The organism is Amycolatopsis balhimycina FH 1894, from assembly GCF_000384295.1.
Classification (GTDB): domain Bacteria; phylum Actinomycetota; class Actinomycetes; order Mycobacteriales; family Pseudonocardiaceae; genus Amycolatopsis; species Amycolatopsis balhimycina.
The window spans coordinates 8,542,171-8,556,371 of the sequence record NZ_KB913037.1 but is presented as its reverse complement, the minus strand read 5'-3'; the positions used below and the strand labels follow the sequence as shown (position 1 = coordinate 8,556,371).

General features: G+C 72.3%; 15 protein-coding genes. 2 read left to right on the top strand and 13 right to left on the bottom strand.

Going from position 1 to position 14,201, the window contains the following annotated elements:
- Positions 1-56: 56 nt before the first annotated feature.
- Entirely contained in the window at positions 57-1,220 is a 1,164-nt protein-coding gene (locus A3CE_RS0139340) for an ROK family transcriptional regulator (RefSeq protein WP_020645595.1), read from the bottom strand.
- 97 nt (positions 1,221-1,317) lie between these two features.
- Between A3CE_RS0139340 and xylA the strand changes: the two genes are divergently transcribed.
- Entirely contained in the window at positions 1,318-2,466 is a 1,149-nt protein-coding gene (xylA, locus tag A3CE_RS0139335; protein WP_020645594.1) for a xylose isomerase, read from the top strand.
- 57 nt (positions 2,467-2,523) lie between these two features.
- Here xylA and A3CE_RS0139330 read toward each other — a convergent pair whose 3' ends face one another.
- The 7 genes from A3CE_RS0139330 to A3CE_RS0139300 form a co-directional block, all read right to left on the bottom strand.
- Entirely contained in the window at positions 2,524-3,891 is a 1,368-nt protein-coding gene (locus A3CE_RS0139330) for an alkaline phosphatase family protein (RefSeq protein ID WP_020645593.1), read from the bottom strand.
- A gap of 69 nt (positions 3,892-3,960) precedes the next feature.
- On the bottom strand, positions 3,961-5,091 hold the full coding sequence (gene eboE, locus A3CE_RS0139325) for a metabolite traffic protein EboE (protein ID WP_020645592.1): 1,131 nt from the start codon (positions 5,089-5,091) through the stop codon (positions 3,961-3,963).
- Positions 5,088-5,939: a TatD family hydrolase gene (locus A3CE_RS0139320; RefSeq protein WP_020645591.1), complete on the bottom strand. Its 852-nt coding sequence runs from the start codon at positions 5,937-5,939 to the stop codon at positions 5,088-5,090. The genes eboE and A3CE_RS0139320 overlap by 4 nt, the downstream gene beginning before the upstream one ends.
- Positions 5,939-6,481, bottom strand: a complete 543-nt coding sequence (locus A3CE_RS59665) for an EboA domain-containing protein (RefSeq protein ID WP_020645590.1) — start codon at positions 6,479-6,481, stop codon at positions 5,939-5,941. The genes A3CE_RS0139320 and A3CE_RS59665 overlap by 1 nt, the downstream gene beginning before the upstream one ends.
- Positions 6,478-7,299 (bottom strand): sugar phosphate isomerase/epimerase family protein, encoded by an 822-nt coding sequence (locus tag A3CE_RS59660; protein WP_020645589.1) that lies wholly within the window; start codon positions 7,297-7,299, stop codon positions 6,478-6,480. Before A3CE_RS59660 ends, A3CE_RS59665 begins: the two co-directional genes overlap by 4 nt.
- The gene (locus A3CE_RS0139305; RefSeq protein WP_043792945.1) at positions 7,296-8,123 is read right to left on the bottom strand and encodes an SCO3242 family prenyltransferase; all 828 of its coding nucleotides are present in this window, start codon (positions 8,121-8,123) and stop codon (positions 7,296-7,298) included. The genes A3CE_RS59660 and A3CE_RS0139305 overlap by 4 nt, the downstream gene beginning before the upstream one ends.
- Complete coding sequence (locus A3CE_RS0139300; protein WP_125592127.1) at positions 8,120-9,229, bottom strand: inositol-3-phosphate synthase; 1,110 nt, start codon at positions 9,227-9,229, stop codon at positions 8,120-8,122. The genes A3CE_RS0139305 and A3CE_RS0139300 overlap by 4 nt, the downstream gene beginning before the upstream one ends.
- A 256-nt stretch (positions 9,230-9,485) precedes the next feature.
- On the opposite strand from A3CE_RS0139300, the gene A3CE_RS0139295 reads away from it, so the two are divergent.
- Complete coding sequence (locus A3CE_RS0139295; RefSeq protein ID WP_020645586.1) at positions 9,486-10,319, top strand: aldo/keto reductase; 834 nt, start codon at positions 9,486-9,488, stop codon at positions 10,317-10,319.
- 73 nt (positions 10,320-10,392) lie between these two features.
- Here the strand turns inward: A3CE_RS0139295 and A3CE_RS0139290 are convergent, their stop codons facing one another.
- The 5 genes from A3CE_RS0139290 to A3CE_RS0139270 form a co-directional block, all read right to left on the bottom strand.
- Positions 10,393-11,232, bottom strand: coding sequence for an SAM-dependent methyltransferase (locus A3CE_RS0139290; protein ID WP_020645585.1), 840 nt, complete (start codon positions 11,230-11,232; stop codon positions 10,393-10,395).
- Between the two features lie 141 nt (positions 11,233-11,373).
- Positions 11,374-12,465 carry a sialidase family protein gene (locus A3CE_RS0139285; protein ID WP_020645584.1) on the bottom strand — a complete coding sequence of 364 codons (1,092 nt, stop codon included), beginning with the start codon at positions 12,463-12,465 and terminating at the stop codon, positions 11,374-11,376.
- A gap of 57 nt (positions 12,466-12,522) precedes the next feature.
- Complete coding sequence (locus A3CE_RS0139280; protein ID WP_020645583.1) at positions 12,523-12,885, bottom strand: DUF4180 domain-containing protein; 363 nt, start codon at positions 12,883-12,885, stop codon at positions 12,523-12,525.
- Positions 12,882-13,736 carry an alpha/beta fold hydrolase gene (locus A3CE_RS0139275; protein ID WP_020645582.1) on the bottom strand — a complete coding sequence of 285 codons (855 nt, stop codon included), beginning with the start codon at positions 13,734-13,736 and terminating at the stop codon, positions 12,882-12,884. The genes A3CE_RS0139280 and A3CE_RS0139275 overlap by 4 nt, the downstream gene beginning before the upstream one ends.
- Positions 13,733-14,158 carry a helix-turn-helix domain-containing protein gene (locus tag A3CE_RS0139270; RefSeq protein ID WP_020645581.1) on the bottom strand — a complete coding sequence of 142 codons (426 nt, stop codon included), beginning with the start codon at positions 14,156-14,158 and terminating at the stop codon, positions 13,733-13,735. The genes A3CE_RS0139275 and A3CE_RS0139270 overlap by 4 nt, the downstream gene beginning before the upstream one ends.
- Positions 14,159-14,201 lie beyond the last annotated feature (43 nt).

Sequence of the window (14,201 nt, the reverse complement as noted above, 5' to 3'; positions counted from 1 at the left end):
GTTCGTGAAGGCCACCTTGAGGAACTACAAGTTCCTCAAGGTGGCCTTCACGGCTTTCAGGCTTCCTGGGCCCGGGTGACGAACGGGGCCGGGTCGGCGAGGACGCGGTGGACGACCCGGCCGGCCGCGCCGAGCGTGGCCGCGTCGCCGCCGAGGCGGGAGGCCGACAGCAGCGGGGGCGCGCCGCGGAGGCCGCCGAGACGGGTGGTCAGGACCTCCGACACCGGGCCGGACAGCCACGGGTACAGCTGCGTGAACACCCCGCCCAGGACGATGCGGTCGAGGTCCAGGAGGTTCACCGCCGACGTCAGGGCGATGCCGAGCGCTCTCCCAGCCGAGGCGCATGCCGCCAGCGCCGTCGCGTCGCCGCCCTCGAGAGCGGTCAGCAAAGCCGGCACCGAGACGGCGTTTCCCGCCGCCAGCAACGCTTCCTGCCCCGCGTAGGTCTCCAGGCACCCGCTGCCGCCGCAGCTGCACGGCGGGCCGTCCGGCGCCACGACGACGTGGCCCAGCTCGCCGGCCAGGCCGCTCGCGCCGGCGTACAGCGTGCCGTCGACGACCAGGCCGGCCCCGACGCCGACCTCACCGGACACGTAGAGGAAGTCTCGTTCGCCGTCGCCGTACCAGAACTCGCCCAGTGCGGCGAGGTTCGCCTCGTTGTCCAGCTCGACCGCGATCGGCAGCCGCAGCAGGTCGGCCGGGCGGACGTCCTGCCAGCCGAGGTTGGGGGCACTGAACAGGACGCCGCCGCCGACCGGGCCGGACACCGCGAGCACCGCGCCCGCCACCTCCAGCCCGAGCCGGTGGGTCTCCGCGAGCGCTTCGACCGCCAGGTCCTGCAGCTCGCCCAGCACCTTCTTCGGCCGTGAGCCGCGGTTGTCGCGCTCGCGGCGCGCGGCGAACCGGACCGCGCCGGTGAGGTCGAGGACGTGCACCGCGAGGTAGTCGACGTTGATCTCCAGGCCCATCGACGCCACGCGCGCGCCGCTGAGCACGACCGCCACCCCCGGCCGGCCGCGTTCGCCCGCGCGGGCGGGCCCGGTCTCGGCGAGCAGCCCGGCCTCGACCAGGTCGCCGACGAGCTTCGAGACCGTGGACTTGGTCAGCCCGGTGACCTCGGCGAGCGCCGCCCGGGTGAGCGGGCCGCCGCGGCTGACCGCGCCCAGCACGACCTCGAGGTTGCGGGCACGCATCTCTTCGTGGCGCACGGCCTGCGTCATCGTGTCCTCCCGCGAAGCACTTTAACCGGCCACTTGACGCCTGGGACCCCCACGGCGCATATTTAGTCTACAACGTGAACTAAATGAAGGGACAGTCATGAGCGACTACGCTCCCCAGCCGGCCGACAAGTTCACCTTCGGCCTCTGGACCGTGGGCTGGCCGGCGAACGACCCGTTCGGGGTCGCGACGCGGGCGCCGCTGGACCCGGTGGAGAGCGTGCACCGGCTCGCGGAGCTGGGCGCCTACGGCGTGACCTTCCACGACGACGACCTCCTGGCCACCGAGCCGGACCGCGACAAGGCGATCGAGCGGTTCCGCAAGGCGCTCGCCGAGACCGGCCTCAAGGTCCCGATGGCGACGACCAACCTGTTCACCCACCCGGTGTTCAAGGACGGCGGCCTGACCAGCAACGACCGCGACGTCCGCCGGTACGCGCTGCGGAAGGTGCGCCGCAACCTCGACCTCGCGGCCGAGCTGGGCGCGGAGACCTACGTCGTTTGGGGCGGCCGCGAAGGCGCCGAGTCCGACGCCGCGAAGGACGTCCGCGCGGCGCTGGACCGCTACAAGGAGGGCCTCGACCTGCTCGCGGACTACGTCGTCGAGAAGGGCTACTCGCTGCGGTTCGCGCTGGAGCCCAAGCCGAACGAGCCGCGCGGCGACATCCTGCTGCCGACGATCGGGCACGCGCTGGGCTTCATCTCGCAGCTCGCGCGGCCGGAGATGTTCGGGCTCAACCCGGAGGTCGGGCACGAGCAGATGGCCGGGCTGAACTTCGTGCACGGCATCTCGCAGGCGCTGTGGCAGGGCAAGCTGTTCCACATCGACCTCAACGGCCAGCACGGCCCGAAGTTCGACCAGGACCTGATCTTCGGCCACGGCGACCTCAAGAGCGCGTTCTTCCTGGTCGACCTGCTGGAAAACGCCGGCTACGAGGGCCCGCGGCACTTCGACTACAAGCCGTTGCGCACCGAGGACGCCGAGGACGTCTGGGTGTCGGCCGCGGCGAACATGCGGACGTACCTGATCCTCAAGGAGAAGTCGGCGGCGTTCCGGGCCGACCCCGAGGTCGTCGAGGCGCTGGCGGCGTCGCGCGTCACGGACCTCTCGACGCCGACCCTGGCGCCGGGCGAGTCGTTCGACGACGTCCTGAAGGACGACTTCGACCTCGACGCGGCGGCCGCGCGCGGCTACCACTTCACCCGCCTGAACCAGCTGGCCCTGGAGCACCTGCTCGGCGTCCGCTGAGGTCCGTGAATGGCACATTGAGGGACTCCAAGTCTCTCAATGTGCCATTCACGGCCTTTACTTGAGCCCGGCGGCGGCCAGGAGCAGGGTCTTGACCTCGGTCGCGTGGATCTTTTCGCGGGCCAGGGCCGGGTCCGAGCAAAGCAGCACCGGGCCGTCGTCGGGCGAGTCGGGCAGGCGGCCGTGGCTGCCGCGCACCGGCGCCGGGTCGAGCGGGACGACCTGCATCGAGTACCGCAGGCCGAGCTTCTTGCGCGCCAGCGCCGACGCCGCCTTCAGCTTCACCATCGGGTCGTTCGGATCGAAGAACAGCTCGGCCGGGTCGTAGCCGGGCTTGCGGTGGATCTCGACGGTCTTCGCGAAGTCCGGCGCGCGGTCGTCGCTCAGCCAGTAGTAGTAGGTGAACCACGCGTCCGGCTCGGCGATCGCCACCAGCTCACCGGCCCGTTCGTGATCGATGCCGAGCCCGGCCTGTCCGGAGCGGTCGAGGACGACGTCCACTCCGGACAGTCCGGCCACGATGCCGCGCACCCGCGGGATGTCCGCCGGGTCGGCGACGTAGACGTGCGCGACCTGGTGGTCGGCCACCGCGAACGCCCGCGACGTCCAGGGGTCCAGGTACTCCATGCCCGCCTGGACGTACACGTTCAGCAGGCCCGCGCGCCGCAGCGCCCGGTTGACGTCGACCGGCCGGCTCGCGTCGGTGATGCCGTACTCCGAGAGCGCGACGACGGTGTGGCCACCCGCGGCCGCTTGCTCCAGCAGCGGCTTCAGCGCGGTGTCGATCTCCCGCGCGGCCGCCGCGGCCTGGGGCGCGTCCGGGCCGAAGCGCTGCAGGTCGTAGTCCAGGTGCGGGAGGTAGACGAGCGTGGTGTCCGGCTTGTCCTCGCTCATGATCTTCCGCGCCGCGGCGATGATCCACTGCGACGAGGTGATCGACGCCGTCGGGCCCCAGTAGATGAACAGCGGGAACTCGCCGAGGTCGCCGACCAGCCGGTCGTGCAGCTGCGGCGGGTGGGTGTAGGCGTCCGGGGACTTCTTGCCGTCGGCGTGGTAGATCGGCCGCGGGGTCACCGTCAGGTCGGTGTCCGCGCCCATCGCGTACCACCAGCAGACGTTGGCGACCTTGTGCCCCGGCTGCGCCCGGCGGGCCGCGTCCCAGAACTTGTCACCCTGGACCAGTTTGTTGTGCTGGCGCCAGAGGAACACCTCGCCGAGATCGCGGAAGTACCAGCCGTTGCCGACGATCCCGTGCTCCGCCGGGGTCAGCCCGGTCAGGAACGTCGACTGCACCGAGCAGGTGACCGCCGGGAACACGGTGTCCAGCTGCGCGGTGAAGCCGGGTTCGGCCATCTTGCGCAGGTTGGGCATGTGCGGCAGCAGCCGCGGGGTCAGCCCGACGACGTCGAGGACCAGCAAACTCATGCGCACACCTCGCTGACGCTCAGTGCGGCCTGAGCCGAAGACGCAGTGTTGAATGATTCGTTCGCAAGCTCACTCATTGGAAACCTCTTCCAGGCCAAGGGTGATCAGTTCCCGCCGGGTCCAGTCCAGCTCGGCCGCGATGCCCGCGACCAGCCCGGCGTCGTCAGCGGGTGCGTCCGGGAGCACCTGCCAGGTGTAGGTCTCGACCTCGACGTGGTCGGTGCGCGCCCTCGCCCCGCCGAACAGCTCGGCGAGGGTGCCGGCCAGCACCGGCCGGGTCGACGTCAGTGGCGGCGCCGGGTCGGCGTGCAGCGGCACGTGAAAGTGCACGCGCCACGGAGACTCGCCCGGCAGGCCACCGGCCAGCGCCAGATCGAGGTCGTCGGCGCCGGGTGGCGCGCCTTCGTTGCTCTGGTGCAGGAACCGCGGCTCCACAAAGGACTCAAGCACTCGCCGCGTCGCCGGATCCGCCGGGTTCGCCGCTTCCAGCGCGGCCGACGCCTGGAGCTTCACGACGTCCAGCCCGGCGGCTTCGAGCCGGCCCAAAGCGGCCGCCGGCTCCTCGAACCCGACCGCGAGGTGGCACGTGTCCAGGCAGACGCCCAGCCAGTCCTTGTCCACTTCGGACAGCAGTGACGCCGCCTGCGCGGTCGTCTCGATCACGCACCCCGGCTCCGGTTCGAACGCCACGCGCACCGGACGGTCCTGCGCCGCCAGCCCCTTGGCGAGCACCTCGAGCTGCCCGTCGTCGCCCCGCCATTCCGTGCGCCAGCCGAGCGGCAGGGTCGAGACGCTGCCGCGCACGGCGTCGTCCGGCATCAGCTCGCCGAGCAGCCGCGCCAGGTCCAGCGTGTAGCGCGTCCGCTCGGGCGTGGCCCAGTCCGGCCGGTACACCTTGTGCTTGACGACCGGGTCGTGGAAGCCCTGGTACGGAAACCCGTTGAACGTCACGACCTCCAGGCCGCGCGCGGTGAGTTCACGGCGGAGCCTGCCGACCGCGGCCGGGTCGGCGGCCAGCTCGCTCGCGACCGGCCGGGCCAGCCACAGGCCGAGCCCGAGCCGGTCCACGCCGAGGCGCTCCCGGACCGGCTCGCCGAAGCGGGCCAGCTGGGCGAGCACGCCGTCGAGGTCCTCGGCCTGGTGCACGTTGGTGCAGTAGGCGAGATGGACGAGCGAGCCGTCGCGGTGCCGGAACCTCACTTGCGCGCCCCTCGCAGGATCGAGTTGCCCGCGAACTCGGCGGGCGCGGAGCCCGATTCCAGCGAGAGCCGCCCGCTCTGGCCGTAGAACTCGACGGGGTTGCGCCACAGCACCCGGTCGACGTCGTCCTCGGTGAACCCGGCGGCGAGCATCGCGTCGCCAGTCTTGCGGGTCTTGAGCGGGTCGCTCTTGCCCCAGTCGGCCGCCGAGTTCACCAGCACCCGCTCCGGGCCGTATTCACGCAGGATCGCGACCATCCGGTCTTCGTCCATCTTCGTGTCCGGGTAGATGGAGAACCCCAGCCAGCAGCCGGACTCCTTGACCATGCGCACGGTCACTTCGTTGAGGTGGTCGAGCACCACGCGCTCCGGCGCGATCCCCGACTCGCGGACGACGGCGATGCTGCGCTCGGTCCCCGCGGCCTTGTCGCGGTGCGGGGTGTGCACCAGCGCGGGCAGGTCGTGGTCGATCGCCAGGGCGAGCTGCGCGGCGAACGCCTTGTCCTCTTCCGCCGTCATCGAGTCGTAGCCGATCTCGCCGACCGCGACCACGCCGTCCTTCTCCAGGTAACGCGGCAGGAGCTCGAGGACCGGGAAGCAGCGCGGGTCGTTGGCCTCCTTGGGGTTGAGCGCGATCGTGCAGTGGTGGGCGATGCCGAACTGGCTCGCGCGGAACGGCTCCCAGCCGACCAGGGCGTCGAAGTAGTCGGTGAAGCTGCCGACGCTCGTGCGGGGCTGGCCCAGCCAGAACGCCGGCTCGACGAGCGCACGGACCCCGGCGGCGTGCATCGCCGCGTAGTCGTCGGTGGTGCGGGAGCTCATGTGGATGTGGGGATCGAAGATGCGCATCAGGAGTCCTGTTCTGCCAGCGGGAGGAGGTCGGCGGGCACTTCGCGGCCCGCGGCGGTGCGCTCGGCGGCGAACGACCGCAGCATCCGCCGCAGCTCGTCGTCGGCCCGGCGGTCGAGCCCGGCCACGCGGGCCAGCGGGATGCCCATGAAGACGCACTTGAGGACGCCGTGGCGGTACGCGGCGTCGTCGAGGTGCGTGGCGGCGTACTCGCCCATCGCCGCGGTGACGAGCCGGGTGTCGTTGGTCCGCAAGGCGTCCGCGACCAGCTCGATTCCGGTGTCTCCGACGTCCACAGCAGACAGTCCGTAGAGGACTGCGCGCTTCTCCGCGGCGTCGCCGTAGCGGTAGAGATCGGGCATTTCCGCGGCCGCGCCCGGCGCGGCTTCGAGCAGGCGGACGCGGGCCACGTCGTCGACCGTCCGGCCCGGGACGTCCGACGGACCGCGGCCGCAGCGGCGGCCGACGGCCGGGAACAGCGTGCGCAACGCCGTCGCGTCGGCGGCGGCGTCGCGCAGTGCCTTTTCCAGCCAGCCGTTCACGCGATCACCGCCTTGCGCAGGAATTCCAGCGACTCGCGGGCGATCCGCGGGGCCGCGTGGCTGTCCCGGGGCAGTTCCACCGCGACCAGCCCGGTGTAGGGCGCCAGAGCCGCCAGCACCGGCGGGAATTCGATTTCTCCGGCGCCGAATTCGAGGTGCTCGTGCGTGCCACGGCGCATGTCGTCGATCTGGACGTTCACCAGCCGCGGCAGGGCCCGCCGGACGCAGTCGGGCACGGACGCCGACTCGTTGCACCGGCAGTGCCCGATGTCCAGCGTCAGCCCGAACCGCTCCGGGTCACCGAGCCGGCGCGCCAGCTCGAAGTAGCCGTCGAGGTCTTCGACGAGCATGCCCGGTTCGGGCTCGAAGCCCAGCTTGACGTCGTGCTCGTCGGCCGCCTCGAGCACGTCCGCGCAGCCGGCGACCAGGTGATCCCACGCGTCCTCTGTGGACAGATCACCGGGTCTGTTGCCGCTCCAGAATGACACCGCCTCCGCCCCGAGATCGGCGGCGATCTCGACCGCCCGGGTGAGGAACTCGATCCGGCGCACGCGGCCGGGGTCGAGGAACGTCGGCGAGTGCTTGCGCCACGGGTCCAGCAGGAACCGCGCGCCCGTCTCGATCACGACGGCGAGGCCCAGCCGGTCCAGTTCCCCGGCCAGTGCCGCGACGCGGCGGGCGAGGTCCGGCGCGAACGGGTCGAGGTGCTGGTGGTCCAGCGTCAGGGCGACGCCGTCGTAGCCCAGGTCGGCGAGGACGCGCAACGCGTCACCGAGGCGGTGGTTGGCGAAGCCGTTGGTGCCGTATCCGAACCTCATGTCGGCGACACCTTCCGGCTCAGCGCCCGCGCGATGGGGAACGCGGCGGCCACGGCCAGCGCCGAGCGCCACGCGCCGGTCCGCGCGATCAGCCCGGCCTGCAACGGGATCATGCCGTGGATGCCGGCGCCCACCGCACGGCGGATCTTCGGCGCGGCGGGGTCGCGGACGGCGTCGTACTGCGCCCCGCCGGTGGTCACGGCGTACGTCCCGAGCAACGCCGAGGACAGCAGGCCGCCCCGGCCGGCGGCGACGCCGACGCCGGCCGTCGCGGCCAGGGTCGCCGCGGGCAGCGACGGCTTCGCACCGTCCACTTCGGACCGTGACAGCGTTGTCACGGCGTAGGTGTGCGCCCCGACGGTCAGGGCCGCCGGCACCGCCGCCCGAGCACCGCCCGCCCCGAGCAGGACGTCGAGGGTCCGCGCCGCGGCCATCGCGGCCGGCCCGAACACGGTCTCCTTGAGCACGAAGTCGTACGCCCAGACGGTCGCGGCCAGGGGCAGGGCGACGCGCAGCGCCCGCCGTCCCCCGGCGGCCGCGGCGATGCCCAGCCCGCCCGCGGTGAGCCCGGTGGCGACACCGAGCGCGGTCGCCGGCTTGACCCGGCCCGACGGGATCGGCCGCTCCGGCCGTTCGATCGCGTCGAGGTGGCGGTCGGCGTAGTCGTTGAGTGCCATGCCTGCCCAGTAGATGCAGACGGACGCGCCGGTCAGGGCCAGGGTGCGGCGGCCGAACGGCCAGCCCGAGGCGGCGGCCCCGGCGACGGCGTCGCCGGGCACGGTCAGCGCGGCGGGCGCGCGGACGAGTTCGACGAGCGCCTTCACCGGTGCGCCCACTCACGCAGGGCCGCGTACTGCGACGCGAGGTCGTGTGGCCCGTCGCCGGCGGGGTCCTTGAAGAAGAACCCGAACTCGGCCACCGGACCGGCGACGCCGTCGCGGCAGGCCTTGCCGGTCAGCCGGGCGAGGTCGAGCACCAGCGGCGCGGCGAGCGCGGAGTCGCAGCCCTGCCAGGTCAGCTGGAGCGTCATCCGCGTGCCGAGGAAGCCCTCGAACAGCACGTGGTCCCAGGCGGTCTTCCAGTCGCCGAGGGCGGGCACGTAGTCGATGTGCACGTCGCCGTCGACCTCACGCCCGAGGTTCTGCGAAAGCACCTGCTGCTTGGAGGCGTTCTTGCTCGACGCCGCGCCGGGGTCGGCCAGCGTCGCGCCGTCGCCGCCGCCGAGCAGGTTCGTGCCGGACCAGGACAGGACGTTCAGCCCCCGCTGGGCGAACATCGGCGCGAGCACCGACCGCAGCAGCGTCTCGCCGGTCTTGCCGTCCCGGCCCGCGTACGGCAGCCCCGCGGTGCGGGCCAGCTCGTCGAGCGCGGGCAGCCGCGCACCGGTCGAGGGCGTGAAGTCGACAAAGCCACAACCCGCGCGGAACGCGGCGTAGGCGTACAGCGCGCTCGGCGGCAAGGTGTCCAGCGCATCCTCCAGCGCGGCGAGGGACTCGTGCGCCGGGTGCGGCGCGCACGGCGGCTCGGTGGAGGAGACGTTGACGACGACAACGTGGTCGAGCCCCGCCCGGAAGGCGGTCAGGTCCGCGACGATCCGGTCGATCGCCGCCCGGCCGCCCCCGGCAGGCGCCGGACGCAGCCGGGCCTCGGCCGCGTCCAGCTCGCCCGCCACCGCGCCGGGCAGCGTCGACGGCAGCACGCCGGCCGCGGCCAGTTGCTCGGCCCGCTTGAGCAGCGGCGTGTCCACCACGTCGTGCCCCCCGAAGACCAGATCTTCCAGGCCGGGCAGGTCAGCCCCGGCGAAGTCCGGCAGCTCGGTCACGCACCCCGTGCGCGCGGCCAGTCCCGCACGCATGGCGGCGGCCCCGGCGATGGCCGTCGTGGCCACCGACCCGCGGGCGCCGACCAGCCAGACACCGATCTTCCCCATCATTTCCTCCACTAGTCCCGCAGTTCAGCCGCGTCGGCCGCCCCCGGCCTGACGCGGTTCCGGACCCTGCGGCGCGGCCGCGGACGACAGCGGCGTGCAGGTGCCCACCAGGACTACATCGCTGGGCACGATCGAGTGTTTCCACCCGGCCTCCACCGAACGGAGGGTGCGCGGTGCGCCACCCGGCGGAGGACTCTAGTTTCGTGTCCGAGGAACGGGTACTCGCCCGATGCACCACCCACCGAAAGGAACCCTTGTGACCAGCGTGCCCGTCATCGAACTGAACAACGGCGTGCGGATGCCGCAACTCGGCTACGGCGTGTTCCAGGTCCCGGACGACGAGACCGCCACCGCCGTGAAAGCCGCCCTCGAAGGGGGCTACCGCAGCATCGACACCGCCGCCGTCTACGGCAACGAGAAGGGCGTCGGCCAGGCCATCGCCGAGTCCGGCGTCGCCCGTGACGAGCTGTTCGTCACCACCAAGCTGTGGAACTCCGCCCAGGGCTACGACTCGACGCTCAAGGCGTTCGACACGAGCATGACCAAGCTCGGCCTGGAGCAGCTGGACCTCTACCTGATCCACTGGCCGACGCCGAAGCGCGACAAGTTCCTCGACACCTGGAAGGCGTTCGAGAAGCTTTACGCCGACGGCCGGGTCCGCGCGATCGGCGTGTCCAACTTCCAGCCCGCGCACCTCGAGCGCCTGCTGGACGCGGCCGAGGTCGCCCCGGCGGTCAACCAGGTCGAACTGCACCCGTACCTGCAGCAACCGGAACTCCGCGAGTTCGACGCGAAGCACGGCATCGCGACGGAGGCGTGGAGCCCGCTCGCCAAGGGCGGCAGCCTGCTCGGCGACCCGGTGATCGCGGACCTCGCGGTGAAGCACGGCCGCACACCCGCGCAGATCGTGCTGCGCTGGCACCTGCAGCTCGGCAACGTCGTGATCCCCAAGTCGGTGACGCCGTCCCGGATCGAGGAGAACTTCGACCTGTTCGGGTTCACCCTCGCGGAGGAGGAGCTGGAGTCGCTGACGCCGCTGGACCGCGGCGAGCGCACCGGTCCGGACCCGGACACCTTCAACGCCGCCTGACCCACCGCCGCAAGTCCGTGAATGGCACATTGAGGGACTTAGAGTCCCTCAATGTGCCATTCACGGCTTTGGGTCACGGCTTGCGGGCGACTCCGCCCAGGGTGAGGAAGTTCAGCTCGCTCAGGGGGTGCAGGCGGGGGCCGTCGGGCCACCATTCGTGCAGGTAGACCAGGCCCGGCCGGAGGAGTTCGGTGCCTTCGAAGAACGCCGCGATCTGCTCCCGCGTGCGGTGGACGCTGCCCAGCCCGGTGCCCTGGAAACTGGTCTCCAGCAACCGCGCCAGCTCCTGGCGCGGGGAGTCCTCTTCCGGGTCGAAGTGGTGGGTGAGCAGCAGGAACGACCCGGGCGCGAGCGCGTCGACGTACGCCGCGACGATCCTCTTCGCCCGCTCGAAGTCGTCGATGTGGTGGACGATCGACGTCAGGATCAGCGCCACCGGCCGGCTGAAGTCGAGGTACTCCGTGACGACCTCGTCGGCCAGGGTCTCGGCCGGCCGCGTCAGGTCGGCGCCCGTCACGTGGGTCAGGTAGTTCTCTTCGAGCAGTGCCCGGCCGTGCACCTGCACGACCGGGTCGTTGTCGACGTACACGACCTGCGCGTCCGGGTTGTACCGCTGCGCCACTTCGTGGGTGTTTTCCGCGGTCGGCATGCCGGACCCGAGGTCGAGGAACTGGTCGATGCCGCGTTTGCCGGCGAGGAACCGCACCGCGCGCACCAGCCAGTCGCGGTGTTCCTTCGCCATCGCGCGGGCACCCGGCGCGATGGCCAGCAGCCGCCGCATCGCTTCGCGGTCGACCTCGTAGTGGTCGTGCCCGCCGAGGAGCGCGTCGGACAACCTGGCCAGGCTCGCCTTGCTGAAATCGAGGGAGGCCGCGCCCCCTTCGGTTCCGGACCGCAGGTCGCCAGGCGTCATCGGCTGTTCTCCCACTCTGCGCGTGGCGGACGACACCCCTGCCCGGGTTCGCTCACCGTGTCCGGCAACGGACAGTGCTCAGACTACGACATGCGGTTCATCAAGTGAACCGGGCGCAAGGGCCTTGCCTGCCAGGGATTACTACCCAAACCGGAGTTCCTGCCAGCTACGTCCCCCGTTCGTGGTCCGGTACACGGCGGAGCCGCCATAGGCGTCCGGCTGGCCGTCGACGACCACTCCGGTGCCGGCGCCGGGGAAGCCGAGATCGGTCAGCGCGAAGCCGCGTTCGGGCAGCTCGGTCGTCGTCCAGGTGCGCCCGCCGTCGGCGGTGTGGTGCAGGAAGCCGACGCCGCCGCCCACGGCCGCGACCGTCGCGGACGCCGGCGAGGCCGCGTCGAAACCCTGGTTGATGCCGGCGAACGGCGCCGCGTCACTCCCGCCGAACACCCCGCCGAGCCGCGGCGCGTGCCGCAGCTCCCGCTCGGTCGAACCGGGCTGCGGCGAGCCGGGACTGCTGCTGCACAGCGCCACGACCTGCCGTTCCCGGACCCCGGCGAGCGACGCGACCGTTCCCCCGGGGCACGGCGGATCGGTCGGCGTGAACCGGACACCGTCGCGGGAGGTCCAGTACTTCTCGGTGCCGTAGTCCGCGCCGAGCGCGACCTGCAGGCCGCCGCCGACAGCCAGGTCGCCGTAGGTGAGGCCGCCGGTGACCGCGAACCCGGGCACCGGGACCAGCGCCGGCGAGCCGGCGGTCCCCGAGTACAGCCGGGTCGAGCCGCGGCCCTCGCCGTAGGTGGTCAGCACGGCGAAGACGCGGCCGCCGGTTTCGGCGATCTTCGAGAGGTAGTACGGCTCCCGCGCCCCGGCCAGGGTGACCGGCTGCCAGGTCGCGCCGCCGTCGCGGGTCGTGCGCACGTGGACGCCGTCACTGACGTACGCGACGCGGTCGCCGAAGGCCCTCAGCGCGACGTGGTTGTGGTTGTCCGGCAGCGACATCGGCGGCGCGCCCAGCCGCCGCCAGTGCCGTCCGGCGTCGGTGGTGCCCAGCAGCGCCGGGCACCACGACTTCGCACACGGCGAGTAGCCCAGGACGTAACCGGTGTCCGGGCCGGTCCAGCTCGTCGACGCGGGCTGGAAGCCCGGCGGGACCGCGGTTTCCGCCGTCGCGGGCGACGCGAACGCGGCGAGGAGGGCGAGGACGGACACCAGCAGCGCTGCTCTCATGATCACGGGGACGTCCCGCGCGAACCGGGGTTGCCCACCCCGCGCGAGGTTCCGCCGCGCGGCTCAGCGGCCCGCGGCCAGCCGGGTGTCGAGCTCGGCGAGGTCGGCCACGAACCAGACGTCCTTGCCGCGGTTCGACTCCCGCACGACGTCGCGGAACACGGCGCTCGCCTCGACGTGCCGCCGGACGTCGCCGAGCACGACCAGCCGGAAGCCGTACTGGACGATCTTCGAGAAGAAGTGCCCGACGAGCTTGGTGCGCAGGTCGAAGAACCGGGCCGGGAACCGCTCGACCGGCACGACGATGACGTCGGCGCCGAGCCCGTAGGTGGCCCCGACCAGGTCGACGGCGTCCTGCTCGGTGGCCAGCTCCGGACCTTGTGACGGCGCGTGCCACACCGGCACGCCGTGGCGGACGTCGATCATGCGCGGACTCCGTTCAGGAACGCGGTGACGTCCTCGGCCCAGCCGGGGAGGAAGTGCCCGGCGTCGCCGGCCAGCCGGACGTCGGCGTCCGGGAGCGCCGCACGCAGTTTCGCCGCCGCGTCGCGCTGGTCGAGGAGGACGTCCCGGGCGCCGAAGTGGGCCTGCACCGGCATCACCAGTTCGTGCAGGCGCTCGACCGGGAACCCCGGGATCGCCTCCAGCCGCGGCTTGAAGTGCTCGAACGTCGCCAGGGTGAACTCGCCGACCGCGCGGCGCCCCGGGTCGGCCGGGCTGCCGTGGGCGACCATGGCCAGCGACCGGCGCCGTCCCCAGCCGCCGAAGAGGCTGTAGACGGCGAACTTGACCAGCGGCGCGGTCCGGCGCCGGCCGATCCCGGACGGGTTGACCAGCGCCAGCGCGGCGACCCGCTCGGGCCGGCGGAGTGCGTAGTCCAGCGCCCACCAGCCACCCAGCGAGGTGCCGAGGAAAGCCGCGCGGGGCAGTTCGAGCGCGTCGAGGACGTCGTCGAGCCACTCGGCGTAGGCCGGCGACCCGAGCGGCGGCCGCGCCTCGACGGTCCGGCCCGGTTCGCCGGGCGCGTCGACGGCGGACACCCGCAGCCGCCCGGCGAGCGTGGCGATGTCCGGCAGCCAGTGCGCGGCGGTGCCGCCGGAACCCTGCAGCGCGACGACCGGCGGCGCGTCCACCGGCCCGGACACCACCGCGAAGGTGCCTCCGAGCCGGGTTTCCAGCGTGCGCCGCGTGGACGGCACGGGCCAGCGGTCCAGCAGCGTGTCGTAGCGTTCGCGGACCGCGGCCGCCCCGGCCGCCGACCGGTAGATCGCGGTCACGTCAGGTTCTCCGTGACCGAGGCCACCCAGCGCAGCAGGTCGGCGCCGGCGGCGAGGTCGCCAAGCACGATGATCTTCATGGTGGAGCGCTCCCCGTCGTAGATGGTTTCGACGCGCAGGGGCCGTTCACCACCGTCCCGCGGCCCGTTCACCGAGGCCACGACCATGGTGGCGATCCGGTCGGCCGCGGCCCGGTCGACGCCGCCGATCTCGGCGACGCCCGACAGCTCGGCGGTCGGCGCCTCGGCCCGCTCCGCGACGGGCAGCCCGGTGAAGGCCGCCAGGTCCTCGGCCGTGATCCGGTACTGCTTGCCGATCCGGACCGCCTTCAGCCGCCCGTCCCGCACGTAGTTCCGGACGGTCCGGACGTGCAGGCCGAGCTTCGCGGCGACCTGTTCGACGGAGAAGACTTCCTGCGCCATGACCCTCCTTGCATGCCTCAAACTACCCTATCACTCATCCAAT